17 protein-coding genes are annotated in these 17,845 nt (G+C 65.0%); 4 read left to right on the top strand and 13 right to left on the bottom strand.

From position 1 onward, the window contains the following. Positions 1-48: 48 nt before the first annotated feature. Together CH295_RS17575 and CH295_RS17570 are read right to left on the bottom strand one after the other, a co-directional pair. Entirely contained in the window at positions 49-1,476 is a 1,428-nt protein-coding gene (locus CH295_RS17575; protein WP_094634762.1) for an MmgE/PrpD family protein, read from the bottom strand. Next, positions 1,473-2,285 carry a cyclase family protein gene (locus tag CH295_RS17570; protein WP_037190730.1) on the bottom strand — a complete coding sequence of 271 codons (813 nt, stop codon included), beginning with the start codon at positions 2,283-2,285 and terminating at the stop codon, positions 1,473-1,475. The genes CH295_RS17575 and CH295_RS17570 overlap by 4 nt, the downstream gene beginning before the upstream one ends. A gap of 178 nt (positions 2,286-2,463) precedes the next feature. Between CH295_RS17570 and CH295_RS17565 the strand changes: the two genes are divergently transcribed. Further along, positions 2,464-3,831 carry an MmgE/PrpD family protein gene (locus CH295_RS17565; protein ID WP_094741436.1) on the top strand — a complete coding sequence of 456 codons (1,368 nt, stop codon included), beginning with the start codon at positions 2,464-2,466 and terminating at the stop codon, positions 3,829-3,831. On the opposite strand, the gene CH295_RS17560 is transcribed toward CH295_RS17565, so the two are convergent. Genes CH295_RS17560 through CH295_RS17545 form a run of 4 tightly spaced genes read right to left on the bottom strand, consistent with a single transcriptional unit; the run spans position 3,828 to position 6,572 of the window. Further along, positions 3,828-4,337: an LpqN/LpqT family lipoprotein gene (locus CH295_RS17560; RefSeq protein WP_094741435.1), complete on the bottom strand. Its 510-nt coding sequence runs from the start codon at positions 4,335-4,337 to the stop codon at positions 3,828-3,830. The genes CH295_RS17565 and CH295_RS17560 overlap by 4 nt on opposite strands. Positions 4,338-4,354: 17 nt before the next feature. Next, positions 4,355-5,272 (bottom strand): hypothetical protein, encoded by a 918-nt coding sequence (locus CH295_RS17555; RefSeq protein ID WP_141217047.1) that lies wholly within the window; start codon positions 5,270-5,272, stop codon positions 4,355-4,357. Continuing rightward, positions 5,269-6,276 carry a hypothetical protein gene (locus CH295_RS17550; protein ID WP_141217046.1) on the bottom strand — a complete coding sequence of 336 codons (1,008 nt, stop codon included), beginning with the start codon at positions 6,274-6,276 and terminating at the stop codon, positions 5,269-5,271. Before CH295_RS17550 ends, CH295_RS17555 begins: the two co-directional genes overlap by 4 nt. Further along, on the bottom strand, positions 6,273-6,572 hold the full coding sequence (locus tag CH295_RS17545; RefSeq protein ID WP_094634757.1) for a type VII secretion target: 300 nt from the start codon (positions 6,570-6,572) through the stop codon (positions 6,273-6,275). The genes CH295_RS17550 and CH295_RS17545 overlap by 4 nt, the downstream gene beginning before the upstream one ends. A 157-nt stretch (positions 6,573-6,729) precedes the next feature. Here CH295_RS17545 and CH295_RS17540 point away from each other — a divergent pair, with 157 nt between their 5' ends. Beyond that, a complete protein-coding gene (locus CH295_RS17540) occupies positions 6,730-7,848 on the top strand; it encodes a YbfB/YjiJ family MFS transporter (RefSeq protein ID WP_094741581.1) in 1,119 nt (372 codons plus the stop codon). A gap of 7 nt (positions 7,849-7,855) precedes the next feature. Here the strand turns inward: CH295_RS17540 and CH295_RS17535 are convergent, their stop codons facing one another. Further along, on the bottom strand, positions 7,856-8,530 hold the full coding sequence (locus CH295_RS17535; RefSeq protein WP_094634755.1) for a GntR family transcriptional regulator: 675 nt from the start codon (positions 8,528-8,530) through the stop codon (positions 7,856-7,858). A gap of 199 nt (positions 8,531-8,729) precedes the next feature. Between CH295_RS17535 and CH295_RS17530 the strand changes: the two genes are divergently transcribed. Together CH295_RS17530 and CH295_RS17525 are read left to right on the top strand one after the other, a co-directional pair. After that, a complete protein-coding gene (locus CH295_RS17530) occupies positions 8,730-10,148 on the top strand; it encodes an MFS transporter (protein ID WP_094741432.1) in 1,419 nt (472 codons plus the stop codon). Positions 10,149-10,151: 3 nt separating this feature from the next. Further along, a complete protein-coding gene (locus tag CH295_RS17525; protein WP_094741431.1) occupies positions 10,152-10,817 on the top strand; it encodes an aspartate/glutamate racemase family protein in 666 nt (221 codons plus the stop codon). Positions 10,818-10,821: 4 nt separating this feature from the next. On the opposite strand, the gene CH295_RS17520 is transcribed toward CH295_RS17525, so the two are convergent. From CH295_RS17520 to CH295_RS17495, 6 genes are read right to left on the bottom strand one after another with little or no spacing between them, the layout of a single operon-like run. Further along, the gene (locus CH295_RS17520) at positions 10,822-11,448 is read right to left on the bottom strand and encodes an SRPBCC family protein (RefSeq protein ID WP_037190719.1); all 627 of its coding nucleotides are present in this window, start codon (positions 11,446-11,448) and stop codon (positions 10,822-10,824) included. Continuing rightward, entirely contained in the window at positions 11,445-11,948 is a 504-nt protein-coding gene (locus CH295_RS17515) for a (2Fe-2S)-binding protein (RefSeq protein ID WP_094629335.1), read from the bottom strand. Before CH295_RS17515 ends, CH295_RS17520 begins: the two co-directional genes overlap by 4 nt. After that, a complete protein-coding gene (locus tag CH295_RS17510) occupies positions 11,945-14,311 on the bottom strand; it encodes a xanthine dehydrogenase family protein molybdopterin-binding subunit (protein ID WP_094741430.1) in 2,367 nt (788 codons plus the stop codon). Before CH295_RS17510 ends, CH295_RS17515 begins: the two co-directional genes overlap by 4 nt. Further along, positions 14,308-15,159, bottom strand: coding sequence for an FAD binding domain-containing protein (locus tag CH295_RS17505; protein WP_094741429.1), 852 nt, complete (start codon positions 15,157-15,159; stop codon positions 14,308-14,310). The genes CH295_RS17510 and CH295_RS17505 overlap by 4 nt, the downstream gene beginning before the upstream one ends. Continuing rightward, the gene (locus tag CH295_RS17500; RefSeq protein WP_094629350.1) at positions 15,159-16,550 is read right to left on the bottom strand and encodes an MFS transporter; all 1,392 of its coding nucleotides are present in this window, start codon (positions 16,548-16,550) and stop codon (positions 15,159-15,161) included. The genes CH295_RS17505 and CH295_RS17500 overlap by 1 nt, the downstream gene beginning before the upstream one ends. Positions 16,551-16,585: 35 nt before the next feature. Then, complete coding sequence (locus CH295_RS17495) at positions 16,586-17,845, bottom strand: FAD-dependent monooxygenase (protein ID WP_094634749.1); 1,260 nt, start codon at positions 17,843-17,845, stop codon at positions 16,586-16,588.

Below are 17,845 nucleotides of genomic sequence, written 5' to 3'. Positions count from 1 at the left end.
ACCGCAGTTCGGGCACCGCCACAGGGGTGACGGTGCCCGAGGACTGTCCTATTGCTGCGTGGACGATTTCAGATCGGTCAACGGCGCGAGCAGTGTTCCGATGTCGGTCAGGTCCCCGAGCCGATCGCATCGACCGGCCAGTTCCTTCAATTCGACGTCGGAGAGGAACGGCCCGGCGTTGCTGGTGAACTTGGTCGAGACCTCACCGAACGACAGCGGCCGTTGGGGTCCTCCGCGGGTGGTCAGCACCTCTTCGACGACGACTGTTCCGTCGGTCAGGGTTGCGGTCAGTACCGCTGGAAACTGATGCGGGAAAATGGCATCGCATCGGGAATCCGGAACGACGTCGACTTTGGCCATCAGCGCTCGCCGATCGGCTGACTTCGCCAATTCGTCCGTGTAATCCTCGAGCGCAGCACCGAGTCCGCCCCCGCCCAGCAGGCCGACCACCACCGCGTAGGGCCCGCTGAACTGAGCCATGTATCCGGTCTCGGGCGTGCGCTTGACGTCGATGGGTTCGCCGATCGTCCGCAGGTTCGCCGCGGGCACTCCGAGCTCCAGCTTCTCGATCTGCTCCGGCCCGATTCCCCTCGCCCGCAGGGCTGCTCCCGCGTCGATCGCAGCATGGGTGAAGTGGTTGGCCGGGTAGGGCTTGAAGAAGATTCCGGGAACGGCCCACTCGGAGCCGAGTCCGTCCAGAATTTCGTCGGCTCGACCCGGCTCGTGCAACCAGGCCTGGAAGAAGCCGAATCGGCCTTCCAGGACGGTCGGCGGTCCCGTGATCCCGTGTCGCGCAAGCCCGGCCGCAGACAGAGCGGAGTGTGCAGCCCATCCGCAGTGCATACGCTTGACCGTTCCGCCGGTGCGGTTGGCCTCGATGATGCCCGACGCCATCGACGCGGCAATACCCATCGTGTCCACGATCCGATCCTCGGATGCACCACCGATGACCGCTGCAGCCACGGCGCTGCCCATGGCACCGCAGATGGAAGTGGCGTGTTGACCGTGCTCGAAGAACACCGAATTCTTGGTCTCCGGATCGAAGCCCGCCATTCCGATCCGCACACAGACTTCGAGCCCGATCGCGATGCCCCGTACGAGTTCTCGGCCGTCGGCCCCGTGCTCTTGAGCGGCCGCGAGTGCCGCAGGCACCACACTGGCACTCGGGTGCAGGATCGACGGCAGATGGGTGTCGTCGAAATCGAGCGAGTGTGCGAGCACGCCGTTGACGAAGGCGGCCATGGCAGGAGGCAGTGCAACGTCGAGCCCGACGGCGGACGCCGTTGCCGACCCACCTTGTTCTCGTGCCCACGCGGTCGCGGCCCGACTGGTATCGAGGTCGGTGGCGGCCACCGCGATGCCGAGCGTGTCCAGTACTCGCATCCCCACCGAGGCGACAACGGCCTCGGGTAGATCCTGGTAGCGGGTGGTCGCGGCGAAGTGAGCCATGTGCTGTGCGAGAGTGCGTTCGGTCATGCGGACCTCACCGCCAACGGCCGGACCGGCGAACCCGTTGCGCCGAAGATGTTCAGCGGAACGAGGAGGAACGTGAACTCGAAGAGTTCCTGCTGCGAGAGCTCTTCGAGGTCGAGTGCCTCGATGATGTAGATTCCGCTCTCCACCAGGAGAACCCGGTGCGCGGGTAGCAGACCATGGCCGCTGCCGGGAGCGAGCCGCTCGAACGCGATGGTGTCGGCACCCGCAGCGTGTACGCCCTTGTCCGCCAGCCACTGCGCACCTGCTTCTCCGACTCCGGGAACGCCGGACGGTCCGCCGACGTAGGGCAGCCCTTCGGCGAACAACTGCCCCCAGCCGCTACGTATCAAGACGACATCGCCAGGTCCGATCTCGACACCCTCGGCTGCACAGGCCGATTCGAGATCGTCGACGGTGATCTCGTATCCACCCTCGCAGCGGCCGACACCGAGGCGCCTCGGGATGTCCAGCAGCACACCGCGGCGGATCATGGGCTCGATGGTGTGCACGCCGTGTTCGACGTATTTCCCACCGAGGCAGGACTGACCTGCATCGGCGCCGCCGTGCAGTTTGCCGTCCTGGCTGACGTGAGCAAGGGCGTCGATATGCGTGCCCACATGCGTTCCGGTGGTGATCATGTCGTTCGCGGCGCTGCCGCCATCCGCTCGGGTCATGTCACCGTGCCTGCGCGGCAACGTGTGCCAGAACTGCGGATGATTGGGTGACTGTGGCATGCCGACTCTCAGCTGCCTCCCGAGATCGACTACGTGCACGCCCCCTTGGACGGCACGAAGAAGTTGATCGGACATTGCTTCATCTCCTCGTTCGACGCTGAGCAGGCACCTCACACCAGCGTAGTTTCGTTTCGCTAGCCGGAACGCTTGTGACTCTCCGAGAGTTGCGCCGACGCTAGGACGAGCGTAGCAGTCTGCTGGTTACCCGTCTCGATCATTGACTCTTTCGTTCTCCACCTTCTACAGTCCGCGAATGGACGGTTCACACGCGTTTCGCTCAACGGAACATATTGCCGCAGTCGATCGTCTGGCTGCCGTGATGGTCGAGCTCAGGGGCGCACCCTTGACCCCACCGCTGAACGACCGGGTTCGGTTGGTCCTGTTCGATCTACTGGGTGTCACACTCGCCGGTGCCCGCTCCGCCGAGATGGTCGAATTGCGAAGGAACTGGGCTGCAGAGACCGGATCGACGCACCCGATCGGTGGGAGCGCAGGTACCACTGTCGAAACCGCGTCCGAGCTCGACGCGATCGCATCGTGTTGCCTCGAACTGGACGAGGGGAACAAGTACGCCGCCGGTCATCCTGCTGCGCACGTGCTCCCCGCGGCTGTCGCCGCGACCAGGCTTTCACCGACGCCGATTTCGGGTTCGACCTTCCTGACGGCCATCGTGGCGGGATACGAGGTTGCTGCCCGATTCGGCTGGGCACTGAACCGCAACAGCTCCTGGCACACCCATGGACACTGGGGTGCTACCGGTGCGGCCACGGCAGCGGCATTCATACACGGTGCCGGTGCGAACGAGGTTGCCGCAGCGATCGACTCCTCGTCTGCGCTGGTTCATGTAGCGCCATGGGCGGTGGTTCTCGACGGAAACTTCTCCCGCAACCTGTGGATCGGCGGTGCCGCGCGGGCGGGCCTGAACGCGGCCAGGCTGGCCCGATCGGGGGCGGTGCACAACTCGGGTGCCATCGAGCACACCTTGGGCGCGATTGTCGGGACCTTGAACACCGCCAGACTGACGGAGGACCTCGGCGATCGATGGCTCACGCTCGAGGGCTACACGAAGCAGCACGCCAGCTGCTCGTACACGCACGCCGCCGTCGACGCCGTGCAGAGTCTGCGCTCGAATGCCGAATGGTCCGCGGAGGACATCGAACATGTGCGAGTGCGAACGCATTCGTTGGCAGAACCACTGTTTCGCCGACACCCCTCCAGCAGGCTGGGCGCCATGTTCTCGCTGCCGTTCGTCGTTGCAGCCGCCGTCGTGTCCGACGCGATAGACGTCGAATCTCTCGATCCTCGAGGTGCGACTTTCGCGGCGGCCGAGTTGTTCAGCGCTCGGGTCGACGTGGCGTCATCGAGCGATCTCGATGCTCTGCTGCCCGCGCGTCGAGCCGCCGAGGTGACGATCGAATTCAAGGACGGACGTACGGTCTCCGCGACCACCCCGAATCCAGTGGGCGACATCGACCATTTCCCGATGGACTGCGCCGCACTGCGGGCCAAGATCTCTCGCTTGGTCGGCGAATCCGATACCACCGTTCTCGAAGACATCGTCGATGCCCTCGGCGCGACGGAGGACGTGGCGGCACTGTTGCGCGAGCTGCCCAAACACTAGCTTCGCCCGAAGCGCACCTCGTCGACGAATGCGTCTACAGCGCAGGACAATGTCTGCCGTAGTGAATCCGGCACGGTGACCGTCACCTGCACCAGATACTGATCGACGATGTGGTGGACGACGACGTACCGGGTCCGGGCGAAGAGCAACCGGCCGTCGCAGTCGTAGCGACCTGCGATCGAGACGGCCGGTAGATCGCAGAACGAGTCTCGGTCGTGACCGATCTCGACCCAGCCGGGCAGCGCCCGCGAGTCACCGAAGCCGCAGTCCAGCAACGATTCCGGATGGACCGATCGACTGAGTTTGCCGACCAGAACGACCGCGTTCGGTACGAATCCCTCGACCGCGTTCACCGGTGAGGACAGCACCGCGGTGGCGTGTGGGAAGTGGTGCTCGGAAACAGCCTCCCAGTCCGGTAGCACCGGGAGCTCGAGCCCGAACCTGTCGCATTCGTCGCGGTGCACCGGCGCCAGTTCGACACCTTGCTGCTGGAGATAGGTTTCCATCGTCCTTTCTCGAACCGTCACTGGACAGTGCTCCTTCCACCGACAGTCGATGCGGCACGGTCGGCGCGGATGCGCTCGCGCAGGCTGGGCGGACGCAGTAACTCCCGCGCATCCTCGCGTCCCAGTTGCTCACGCGCCCAGGGATTGCCGCGACACCACAGAAGCAGCGCGAGCAGTGCATTCGGTTCGACCTTCTTCTCACACGCCATGATGACCAGCTCCGGCTCGTCGGTCTCGCTCGATCGGCGCTGGACTCTGATCACCGGCAGGTCACCTCGGTGCGGTACTGCTGGATTCGGATGCTCCTCCAGGCGCAGATCCGCAATGTCGCTCCAGGGCAGGACCGTCACGTCGTTCGACACCTTCCACCCACGACGTCGATAGATCTGTCGGACAATACCTTCGGGGTGCAGAGAGACCCTGGTGCGGTTGACGACAACGAACCCCAGAACGAACCACGCCAGGCATGCCGGCGCGCCTATCGCCGTCAGCAACTCGGCCATCTCTTGGCGAAGGTCCGGTCCGTCATCCCTGAATACGAAGTAGGACAGGCCCACAACCGACGCGAAGGCGAGCAGACCTGCCCGCGCCACGAAGTCCCCGCGCCCGGGCACCGACAAACCTGCGCCGACGCCTGCAACGTCGACCCGCCGCACGAAACGTGACAGTCGTGCAGATCCGATGCCGGACATCGGCACAGCCATCCCCAAAGGAAGGAGCACGAAGAACGCGAGCCACAACAGTGTCAGGAGGCCTCCTGCGCCCGTCCTGGCAATCACAGGGACGGCGACAACCAGCAGTCCCACCACTACCGTACAGATGCCGAAAACCGCTGCGAGCCAGCCGAGGTGGACACTGCGCCACCTCCGCACCCACACAGGTCCCGGATTTGCTGTCGCAGGCGTGTTCGCGCCTGTGTCCTCACGATCGGTCATCGCAGCGTCCATTCGATGACCTTCGATACGCCGTGGCTGACGGAGCCCCCGACCAGGGCACCCAACGCGACGCCTGCGGCAGCACCGGCCACCGTGCCCGGCCCGGGGAACACCGAACCCGCGGCACCACCGAGTCCCGCCAGGGCGCCGGTCACGTAGGTCGCAGCTGCGAGGCCGGCGGCGGTACTCGCCGTGTTGACCGCGATCGCCTCGGTGGGGCTCACCCCCTCGTCGATATCGTGCGTAATCGAGGGAATAGTTCCCGCCACCGCCCCGAACGCCCCCAACCCCCGACCGATGTTCTTGGCAACATCGTCTACGGAACCGACACCTGGAAGTTCCAGCGCCCTCCTCGTCACGTCGGTCATGCCACCGATCACCGTCGCTGCTACGGTCGTCGGCCAATCCGGCATCCACGAGAACGATCCGTCCGGGTTCTCGACGAACTTCCCGGTCGGGCTACCGAGCGCAAGCTCGGTCAACAACTTCGTGGGCTCGGCCAACTGCCGAGCAGCGTCGAGTGCGGCCCGCTCTGCCTGCCTCAGAGCATCCTGAATATCCTCGGTCAACTGCGCTGCAGCAGAACGCAGTTCGTCGGCCTTTCGTAGCTTTTCTTCACCCAAGACGTCCGGTATCAACGCGATCATCCCGTCGGGGTCGACCACACCGTCGGCCCGAACGGCGAACCCGCTCGTCGTCGCCGCCGACACCTGCGCCTGCAGGTGCGCCTTCGCGGCGTCGACCATTCCTGCTGCGGTCTCGAATGCCTTACCGAGTGAATCGATCTCACCGCACACGGAGCTCATCCGGGAGCATTCGGCCACCACGCGTTCGGCTGCGGCTTCGGCTGCCTCACCGGTCCACGTCTCGGCCAATGTGTCCTGCTCCTCCAGCACTCCGGTGCGCTGGCCGTTGACGCGCTCGACGATCTCCGACAGTTCGATCATCGTCTTGCGCATCGACTCCGGCTCCCAGCCCGCGACGTGCGGCACGGTAGGGGTCACTTCGGCTGGTCCATCGCGGCGAGGCGGCGGGCGAGTTCGTCGTCGGCGATCTCGTAGTTCTGCGCTACGCCGCGGGCGATGTCTGCGACGCATTCGGCCCGGCCGGCCAGGGCTGCAACTGCTCCGGCCGCTGCGGCTGCTGCCGCCGCACATGCTGCGCGGAAGTCACTACCCTGCACCGCATTCTCCGATTCCCGGAACGGAGCGAGAGCATCCACCTCACGGATCACCCCGCCGGTTGCCGACAACACATTCGAGAACTGCCGCAGGATCGCTGGATCCACATTCACTGTCATGACGCTCCCCCGAGTCGCATCGTAAAGACGCCCGGTGAATCGGCGTCATGGGGTTTGACGCCTGTGGGCTCGGATCGGTTCCGTCCGGTCCGATTCCGGAGTCGCAAATGCGGCGGGTACCGTTGGCCCGGCTAACGATCTAGGGGGGGTGCTCGCCATGAACGGCCGTCGACTGTCGTTCGCTGCCGCGGCCGGACTCGCGGCCGCGATGGGCGTCGGGCGATTCGTGTTCACGCCACTACTGCCGATCATGGTCGATGCGGCGGAGGTGACGCCGAGCAGCGGTGCCGTCATCGCGACCGCGAACTACGCCGGCTATCTCGTCGGCGCAATCGTGTTGTCCGTGCGCCCGTCGATCAACACGACGACATCGTTCCGACTGTGGACAGTGGTCCTCGTCGCCAGCGAATTGGCCATGGCCGCTGTCCATTCCACCGCTGCGTTCTCCGCACTGAGGTTCCTGGCAGGCCTGGCGAGCGCAGCGGTCTTCATCGCGTGCGCGAGCACCGTGACGAAACATCGCGCCGACGGTGCCTCCCCCGGTATCGCGTTCGGCGGCGTCGGCGCAGGCATCGCGGCGTCGGGACTTCTGACCCTGCTCGTCGGACCGCACCTGTCCTGGGAGGCGCTGTGGGTGTGCTCGGCGCTCCTGACAGCGGTCCTCATCGCCCCGGCGTGGACGCTACGGGTGCATCCCGAGCCCGCAACGCGGGCTGCGCCCGGCGATATCGACCGCAGGACCCTGACCGTATGGCGGACATTGCTGTTCGCGTACTTCCTCGAGGGCCTCGGCTACATCATCGTCGGCACGTTTCTCGTGGCTGCGGTCGGTGGCCACGGCAGCACGTCGGTGGGTCCGGCGGTGTGGATCGTCGTCGGACTCGCTGCCGTACCGGCGACGGTGCTGTGGCAGGCAGTCGCCCGCCGAACCAGCATGCGCAATGCCCTGGTGGCAGCGTTCGCATTGCAGTCGATCGCAGCAGTACTCCCCGCTCTGACCGGGAACACCGTCGCCGCCGTGTTCTCGGCCCTATTGTTCGGCGGAACGTTCATGGGCATCACGATGCTGACGATGAGCACCGCCCAGACACTGCCCATCGGGCGTACCGCGGCAACACTGACTGCGTTCTACGGCGTCGGGCAGGCACTCGGCCCACTGATCGTCGCGCCTGCCATCGGCGACTCCTATTCGATCGCCTTCGCTGTTGCGACGGGGGTGCTCGTGCTCGGGACTGCCGGCGCCGTACAGGTATCCAGACTGACCGCGTCGCGCTGAGGACGACTCAGTGCTGTGGGTCGTAACCCGGGACTTGCGCCAGAGTCTCGAACGTTCGTGCTCGGCCCCATTCCACGTGTGCGAACGCAACGGCGGCAGCCAATTCCGTGTCCCCCTTGGCGATGGCGTCGACGAGGGAAACATGCTCCCCGTGTCGCAGTGACGGATCCCGTTCGAGATTGGCCATGTTGAGTCGATTGCTGCGCTCGCGCAACGGTTCCATGATGACCGGGAACAGCCGGTTGGCAGACAATGCCTCGATCCCCGAGTGCACCCCTGAGCTCGCGTGATGGAATTCGAGTAGATCACCCCGGTCGAGCGCTGCACCTGCACGGGACACGGCGTCGACCAGCGATGACGCGTCCGCGCCCGCCGCCACAGCGGACGCTGCCCGTCGAGCCACGAGCGGCTCGAGCGCGGACCTGATGTCGTACAACTCGTCGACCGAACTTCTGGTCACTCCCGTCACCACGGCAGGGCGTCTCGGCGACAGCGTCACCAACCCGGCCGCTTCGAGCAATGGAAGCGCCTCACGAATCGGCACCCTCGACACCTGCAACTCGGTTCCCAGATTGCGCTCGCTCAGCGTTTCACCAGGTCGGAGGCGACCGTCCAGAATGCGTGTTCTGATCGCGTCGAACACCGAACGCGACAGCGACTCGCGACCCTCCGTGGATGCCATGATGCTTGTATACCAGCGACCTGAAGGTATACCGCGCATCCACGGGAAGCATTGACAGGCCCCACCCAACGATTACCTCAACAGGAAGGCACTGGTGAGAGGACCTGGAAACACAAGTGTTACCGCCGAGAAACCTGTCGCGGCGCAATGCTCCGTAGATTCTCCGCTGTTGGTATACCACTTAGCGAGAGGCACTGGGATGAGCGTCCCGACCACGAACGAGAAGCCGTCACCGATCGACCCACCGCCCGAGGCAGGCAGCCTCAGCGAACAGATCGAGGCGTCGTACTCGAAGATCGGCCTCACCACAGCGCACTTCGGCATCGTCGCCATGGTCCTGTTCGGTGTCTTCTTCGATGCCATCGAACAGAATGCCGTCGGCATCACCGGACCGCTCCTGCGTGAATCCTGGGGCCTCGGCGGAACCGAGATCGGACTGCTGAACACCGCGACGTTCACCGCCGTCGCCCTCGGGCGCATCCTGGCCGGAGCGGTGATGGACCGTTTCGGTCGTCGAACCCTCCTCGGCGCAAACCTTCTCGTCTTCGCGTTCGGATCGCTACTGTGCGCATTCGCACCCAACTACGAGGTGCTGGTGGGCGCTCGATTCCTTGTCGGGCTCGGACTCGGCGGTGAGATCGCCGTAGCGGTGATCATGCTCTCCGAGTTCTTCTCTGCCAAGCATCGAGGTACCGCGGTCGGCATGATCAACGTCGCGGCCGCAGGTCTGGGCAACATGCTCGCCCCACTGTTCGGGGTCATCGTCTTCGCCATCTTCACCGGTGACGACCGCTGGCGTTGGCTGTTCGGTCTGCTCGTACTGCCCGCACTCGCGGTCGTGTTCTATCGCCGCTCGCTTCCGGAAACACCTCGCTTCCTCGCGGCGACAGGCCGTGTGGCCGAGGCCAATACCGTCATCAACCGCCTGGCGCAGGGCAAGCTTCGCGGCACCCTCGACTCCGAGGTTCAGTACTTGAACGTCGACACCTCGGTCGATGATCACGCCGCACCGCGCGCGCGGTGGACGGAGATGTTCGGACGGCGTTACCGCAGAAGCACTCTCGCCCTCGGCATTGCCGTCTGCATGTCCTACGCAGCACAGATCTCGATGCTCACACTCATTCCCGTCATCCTGACCGAGCGGGGAATGTCGATCTCGAGTGCGCTCTGGTACACCCTCGTGATGCAGTCCGGATCGCTGATCGGCGCGCTGACCGCTGCGCTCATCGCCCGCAAACTCCCCCGCAAGGTGACCCTGACCGGTGGCGCTGTACTCGGTATTGTCGCCGGGCTCGGATTCGGTTTCTTCGCAACGTCCATCGGACTCGTACTGTTCTTCGGTGCCCTGTTCAATTTCTCGGTCATCATCCTCAACACGACGATCTGGCTGTTCGCACCCGAGCAGTACCCCACGCGAATCCGTGGCCTCGCGACGTCGGTGATCCTGGCGCTGGGCTCCCTCTCCGGCGGACTGTTCCCGCTCATCGCCGGAGCCGTACTGGACTCGTCCGGCGTGGGTGCCATGTTCGCGATGCTGGCCGGCCTGTTCATCGTGTGCGGCATTGCCGTGCAGTTCCCGAAAGAGACCTTCGGACAACCCATGCCGGAAGATGGCTGAGCAGTGAAGATTCTCGTGATCAACCCCAACTCGAACGCTGCAACGACGCAGCTGCTCGTCGACGTCGCGCGGCGTTGGCTCCACGACACAGAGTTCACCGTCATCGGGGTCACCGCGGGTACCGGACCGGCGATGATCACCGGCACCGAACAGTTGCGTGCTGCCGGACCGGATGTCGTAACCGCGGCCCTCGACGCGATCGAGCACCATGGCCCGGCCGCGGTGATCGTCGGCGCGTTCGGTGATCCCGGTGCGGCCGAACTCCGAACCCTCGTCGACATTCCGGTCGTCGGGATCGGCGAGGCAGGAATCCTGTACGCCGCACGAGGCGGTCGCCGCTTCGCGATCGCCACCACCACAGCCGATCTCGCCGCCCAACTCGATGCGCTGACTCGTGCCACCGTGCCCGACGGCGATTTCGCGGGTGTGTTCCTCACTGCGTCAGCACCGCTGGTCCTGGCCGAGGACCTCGCATCGAGCGTTGCCGAATTGGGAACGGCGGTCGATGCAGCAGTGGCCGCCGGAGCGAGCGCCGTTGTCATCGGCGGCGGACCGTTGAGCGATTCGGCCCGGCGGCTGGCGCTGCGCACCGACGTGGATGTCATCGAGCCGGTTCCGAGTGCCGTTGCGATGGTCGTCGACAGAATCTCGAGCTCGGTGCGCAGCTAGCTCTCTACCGTCGCCCGAAGGCCCTGGACACCAGCCAGCCCTCGACCATTCCGGCGAGGAAGATGCCCGCGATCGGTGCGTACTTACGCACCGGTTCGGGCATCAGGCTCATCGCATTCAATTCGCCGCCGACCGGGCTCGCAGCAGCAGTCCTCACCGCTGCAGGCGTGGTCGATTCGGCCGTGGCCGAACCACTGAGCAGCGCACCGAGATTGACGGCGAACTGTTGCAGCACCTTGTTCGAGACCGCGACGATCGCGCCCTTGCCGAACGAGACGATCTTTCCGCTGATCACCAGATCGGTGTTCAGGGTCAACCGCGTACGGTCACCGATCGCCTCGACCGCCAGTTTCACCTGGGCCTCGGCGTCGCCGTTTCCGTGCGAGTCGGCTCCTTTGGCTTCGAGTGAGAGCGTCCGGGTTTCGGCATCGACCTCGAGGAACCGAATCGTGCCGGCGTACGACGCGCTGATCGGGCCGACCTTGACCTTGACTCCACCGAGGTAGGTCTCGCCGTCCTTACCGGTGATGGCAGCACCCGGTACGCAGGTCGCGACTTTCTCGACATCGTTGATCAGCCGGAACACGTCCTCGGCCGAGGCGTCGATATCGAGTGTGTTGGTCAGTATCACTTGCGAACTCCGTTCACACAGCCGGCGCAGCGTCGCTGCTCGGCGCACGAGTCGATGGCCTCGACGATGGTTTGATACCCGGTACAGCGGCAGTAGTTCGACGCCACCACCTCGCGGATCTGTTCCTTGGTGGCATCGGGGTTGTCGGCGAGGTAGCCCTCGGCCAACATCAGGAATCCCGGTGTGCAGAAGCCGCACTGCAGACCGTGGTGGTCTGCGAAGGCCTGTTGCAGATCGTTCAATTCACCGTCGATGCCGAGTGATTCGACGGTCCTGATATCGGAGTTCTCCACCTGTGCGGCGAATGTCAGACAGGCACGGGCCGGCTTGCCGTCGATCAGCACGGTGCAGGCTCCGCACACGCCGTGCTCGCAGCCGACATGCGTTCCGGTGAGCTGCAGATCGTGCCGCAGTACATCGACCAGAGTCCGGCGTGGTTCGGTGATCACCTCATGGATGGTTCCGTTGACATTCAGTTCGATCAGTTGCTTGCTGCTCATGGCCTTCCCTTCGCCAGTGCCGTCTGTACCGCCACGGGGGTGATCGGTGTGTCGTTCAGTTCGACTCCGGTGGAGCGCAATCCGTCGTTGACGGCGTTGAGCACGGCGGCCGGTGCGCCGATCGTGCCGCCCTCACCGGCTCCCTTGGCCCCGGATTCGGTGAACAGGCACGGCGTTTCGAGGTGATGGATCTCGATGTCCGGGATTTCGCAGGCAGTGGGCACCTTGTAGTCGATGAAGCTGGCGCACAGTGGATTTCCGTGATCGTCGTACGACACCTGCTCGAACAACGCACCGGCGATGCCCTGGGCGATTCCGCCCCGGCACTGTCCTTCGACGATCTTGGGATTGATGGCGACTCCGCAGTCCTCGACGCACACGTACTTCAGAATTTCCACCTGCCCGGTGCCCTCGTGCAACTCCACGACAACGCCGTGCGTGGCGTTGGAGAACGTACCGTCGTTGAACACGTCGAAGCTCGCCGTCGCCGACAAACCCGGCTCGACCCCCTTCGGAAGCAGCTGCGCCTTCAGATACGCGACGTCGGCGATGTCCCGGTAGGTGACGTACTTCGAATGGTCGTCGCGCTGACGGACGCGCCCCGAAGCAAGCTCGACGTTGTCGTCGCGAGTCTCCAGCAGGTGCGCCGCGATCTCACACAGTTTGTCTCCCAGCTTGTTCGACGCCAACGCCACTGCACTGCCGCCGATGGTGATCGAGCGGGAGGCGAACGACCCGAAGCCGTAGGTGATGCGGTCGGTGTCGCCCTGCACGATCTTGACCTGTTCGACGCCGATGCCGAGTCGGTCGGCGACGATCTGCGCCATCGTGGTCTCGTGACTCTGCCCGTGGCTCATCGTTCCGGTGGTCACGACAACGGTTCCGGAGGTGTCCATCCTGACCTCCGAGATGTCGAACCCGGGCACCACGTTCATCTTTCGAGCCGCGAATGCGCTGCTGCCGTACCCGGTTCGCTCGCTGAAGCACGAGTATCCGATGCCGATGTGTCGGCCGTCTGCGGTTGCCCGCTCCTGGAAGTCGTACCAACCGCCGTCGCGAAGGGTCTGCTCGCACAGGTTCAGCGCCTCGAGGTACGAGCCCGGATCGTAGGTGATGTTGTTGACGCCGGTGTACGGGAAGGCGGTGATCACGTTGCGCCGCCTGATCTCCACTGCATCGAGCTGCAATTCACGAGCCGCTCGCTCGAACAGCCGCTCCATCACCATGACGTACTGCGGCCGGGACACCCCTCGGTACGGCGCGGTCGGTGCCTTGTTGCTGAACACGGAGCGACCCCGCACCCGATATGCCGGAACCTGATACACCCCAGGCATTTCGGCCGAGGCCATGAGCGGTTCGATGCCTGCGGTGAAGGGGTAGCACGAGTACGCACCCATGTCGCACACGACATCTGCGTCGAGGCCGAGAATGTGCCCCTCGGAATCGAACGCGGCTCGCACGTCGTACTGCTGTTCGCGGGCCAGGAACGACGCCGTCAGTGCGTCCTTGCGATCCTCGATCCACTTGACCGGGCGACGGAGCTTCAATGCGGCCGCGGCCACAGCGATCTCCTCGCGGCCGACGACGCACTTCTGCCCGAAGCCGCCGCCCATGTCGGGCACGACAACCCGAACCTGGCGTTCGTCGAGACCGAGGCACTGTGCGGTGACGGTGCGAACCTGGTGCGGGACCTGCGTGCAGATGTAGATGATCAACTGTTCGTCGCGCTCGTCCCAGTGGGCAATGCATCCGCGGGTCTCGAGCGGCAGTGCGTTCTGACGCCCCGTTCTGGACTGCACGGACACCACGGTGTGCGCGTCGTGAAAGATCTCGTCGATGCCCTCGGTGGCGAACATCTGCACGTCCACGACGGTGTTGTTCGGCACCGAATCGTGCACCAGCGGAATGCCCTCGGACATGGCCTGGTCTGCGCAGGTGACGGCGGTGACGGTCCGGTACGACACTCGTGCCGCTTCGAGCCCGTCCTCGACACTGTAGGCGTCGGCGGCGACGACGATGGCCAGCGGCTCACCGACGTAGCGCACGACGTCGTGCGCCAGCACGGGCATATCGGTGGGCACGAATTCGCTCAGCGGACGGGACAATTCGGCGCGGATCGGCCGCAGGTCCAAGTCCGCCGCGGTGAAGACGCCGCGCACTCCCTCGACTCCGGCGACGTCACCGACGTCGAGAGCGGTGATCGATCCGGCCGCGACGGTGCTTCGGACGAACTGCGCGTGCAGCATTCCCGGCATCGCGATGTCGTCGACGAATCTGCCTCGGCCGGTGAGCAATCGAGGGTCCTCGCGGCGTGCGACCGAGGTGCCGACGAATTTGGGTGTGAGAACCTGATCGACGCTCATGTGGGCACCCCCTGCGATACCAGTGCGTCGCTGCAGGCTTCGGCCACCAAGGTGCGCACCAGGGTGCGTCGATACTCGGCGGTGACCATGCCCTCGTCCTCCAGTTCCAGTGCTTCGGCTGCGGCGTCCGCGCAGTCGGCGAACGTTCCTCCTGCCGCGAGCGCGGCCTCGCCGGCGGACGATCGCACGGGAGTCGCGCCCACTCCCGCGAGAGCGACGCGTCCACCCACCACGGCCACACCGTCCAGATCGAGGGATACGGCCGCGCCCACGATCGCAAAATCACCCTGTCGCTCGGCATACTCGGTCACCGCAGCATGTGGTGCCGGGTTCGGGAACACGATCTCGACGATCATCTCGTCGAATGCGAGATCGGTGGAGTAGTACCCGAAGAAGAACGAGTCTGCCTCGACGGTTCGCCGCCCCCGTACGCTCTCGACGACGATGCGGGCGTCGAGCAGGATGGCCAACAAGCACCATTCCGCGGTGGCGTCCGCATGGGCGATGCTGCCGCCGACGGTGCCGCGGGTACGGATCGGGTAGTGCCCGACCCACCGCATGGCCTCGCGAAGGACGGCGAAGTCCGTTCCCACGTCGCCGGATTCGACGTCGTGGTGGGTGGTGAGCGCCCCGATGTGCAGGCCGTCGGATTCTCGGCGGATGTACTGCAGAATGTTCAACCCACCCACGTCGACCAGGTGCCCGGGCCGGGCGAGGCGGAAGTTCATCATGGCGACCAGGGACTGGCCTCCGGCGATGATCTTCGCGTCCTCGCCCAGCTCGGACAGCAGCCGCACTGCACCCGAGACATCGCGCGCCCGGTGGTAGTCGAACTGTGCGGGCTTCATCAGACCCGTGCCTCGCCTGCGACTACCTCGGTGGGTTCGTCGACGAGGGTGTCGAGTTCGCGCCCCTTGGTCTCGGGTGCGAAGTACGCCATCCAGATCACCGCGAACAACACGAACGCGGTGACGATGCCGAAGGTCAACGGCAGACCCAGGATCGGCCACATCACCGAGCCGAAGAGCAGTGGCGCGAAGCCGGTGGCCACCCGACTGACCGAGGAGGCGTACCCGAATCCCGAGGCGCGGATGTTGGTGGGATACAACTCCGAGACGTAGCAGTACAGCACCGGGATGGTCAGCTGGATGACGAAGCCGAAGATGCCGAGCCAGATCAGTGCAGCCGATTGGATGTCGAGCATGACGGCGAACATGACCAGCGCGCTACCCGCGATCGGGCCGGACAGCCCGATGACCCACTTGCGTCCGAAGATCTCCACGATGAACGCCGAGGTGAGCACACCGACGATGCCGACTCCGGTCATGAGCGTCGTACCGGCGAAGGCTGCGAACTCTCCGTAGCCCTCGGCGCGGAGGATGGACGGCATCCAGCTCAGCGCTGCGTAGTAGAGCAGCATGATGGACACGAACAGCATCCAGGCTGCGGCGGTGATGCGCGGGCTGTAACGCCAGACCGATTTGAGCTGTGTCAGAGCAGCTTTCATGCCGCCCGGACCCTTCGGTGCGGTATCGGCGACGATGACGTACTCGACGGCCTCGGATCCGGTGCGCGTCACCATGTCGTCGATGACGGCGCGAGCCTCGGCTTCTCGGCCGACCTTGGCGAGGTAGATGGGCGACTCCGGGATACCGCGTCGGACCCAGAACAGCAGCAGCGCAGGCAGAACCATGAACAGCAGCATGTAGCGCCAGCGAACATCACCGTCGATCGGGACCAGAAGTGTTGCGACGACGCCGCAGATGGTGGCACCGATCGGCCACCAGACGTCCATCGCGGACAGAATCTTGCCGCGAATGCGGCGTGGCGAGAATTCGCTGACCAACGCGTAGTCCACCGGGATGCAGCCGCCGAGGCCGAACCCTGCGAGGAACCGCAGAACGATGAAGATCTCGAAGCTCGGCGCGAAAGCACCCAGGACCGAGAACAGCGCAAAGATCAACAACGTCAACGAGAATGCGCGTTTTCGCCCGACTCGGTCGGCGATCGTTCCCCACACGACGGCTCCGACGGCCATGCCGATCAGGTTGCCGGTGGCGACGAGCCCGCGCTCGGCCTGGGACAGATCCCAGTAACTTCCGAGCAGCGGCGTCAAGAAGCCGTTCAGCGCCACGTCCCAGGCGTCGAACATGTAACCCAGCCCGCCGATGATGAAGATCTTGCCCTGCACACCCCATTTCCAGGGGAGTTCCTGTACTACCTGATCACCAGTCTTCATCGCAGCCTCCGGCGCGGTGTTGTGGTCCGAGGTCGTCATCGGACGAACGAGTAATGGAATTTCTCGTCGTCGCTGTCGTCGAGCGGTGTACCGCTCCACAGCCAGTCGTACGAGATGTCGGACTCCCCATCGAACGACGCCAGTGTCGCGTCCCGCTTCTGCTGCTCGGGTCCATCGGGTATGTGGTAGAAGGTCTTGTTCTGCAGGCTCGCGTCCTGCACCATCCGCGCGTGTCGGGCCCGGCGAAAGACGTAGCGCGCCAACGCGTCGTCGATTCCGCTCGCGGTCACCTTCGCGAGTTCCTCGGCCAGCACGGCGGCGTCCTCCATGGCCTGCGAGGCACCTTGCGCCTGGTACGGCAGCATGGCGTGGCAGGCATCACCCAGCAGCGCGACGCGGCCGTCGGTCCAACGCGGGTCGGGCCTGCGGTAGTAGAGCGCCTGGCACAGCACGTTCTCGTCGGCCTTGGACAGCATCGCGTGGGCACGGTCGTCCCAGTCCGGGAACGTCGCCATCAGTTCCTCGGGTCCGACGAGCCGTGGTCCACCGTCGCGGACCTCGTCGGTACACGGTGCCAGCGCAACGACATTGAGGTATTCGCCGTCACGAATCATGTAGTGCACCAGGTGTCGGTCGGGTCCGTACCAGATTGTGCTCTGGTATCGGTCGACGAGCCAGCGGGTGGCCGGATCCTTGACGATGCGATCACCCGGAATGAGTGCGCGGTATGCCATTTCGCCGGAGAACACCAGCGTGTCGGGCAGACCGATGAGATCGCGCACCGTCGATCGGATTCCGTCGGCTCCGATGAGCAGATCCGATTCGTACCGACGTCCCGCTCCGGTGACCGCGACGGGCCGCATCGGGTCGGTGCGATCGACCTCGACGACCTTCGCGTCGGTCTCGAACACCACGACCGGGCCGGGGCCGTCGGGGTCGAGGCACTGCGCGTGGATGGCGGAGTGCAGGTCTGCGCGGTGGTAGTGCCAGTACGGCGCGTTGAACGTTTTCTTGCAGTACTCGCCGAGTGCGGTGAGCGCGATGACCTTGCCGTTCTCCCACCGCCTGCGCACCTGATCCATCGGCTCGGTCTTGATCGCTTCGAGCTTCTCGCGCATACCGAGGGCGATGAGGATGCGGCTGGCGTTCGGAGCGGTCTGGATGCCTGCGCCGACCTCGCCCAGCTCGGCGGCAGCTTCGAGTACCGTTACCTGGATTCCCCTGTGCCGCAGCGAGAGCGCCGCGGTCAGCCCGCCCAGGCCGCCGCCTGCGACGACCACTTCGATCGGTGCCAT

The organism is Rhodococcus sp. 14-2483-1-2 (assembly GCF_002259405.1).
Lineage (GTDB): Bacteria > Actinomycetota > Actinomycetes > Mycobacteriales > Mycobacteriaceae > Rhodococcoides.
Note: the sequence above shows the minus strand (reverse complement) of the source record. Positions and strands in the feature narration are given on the sequence as shown.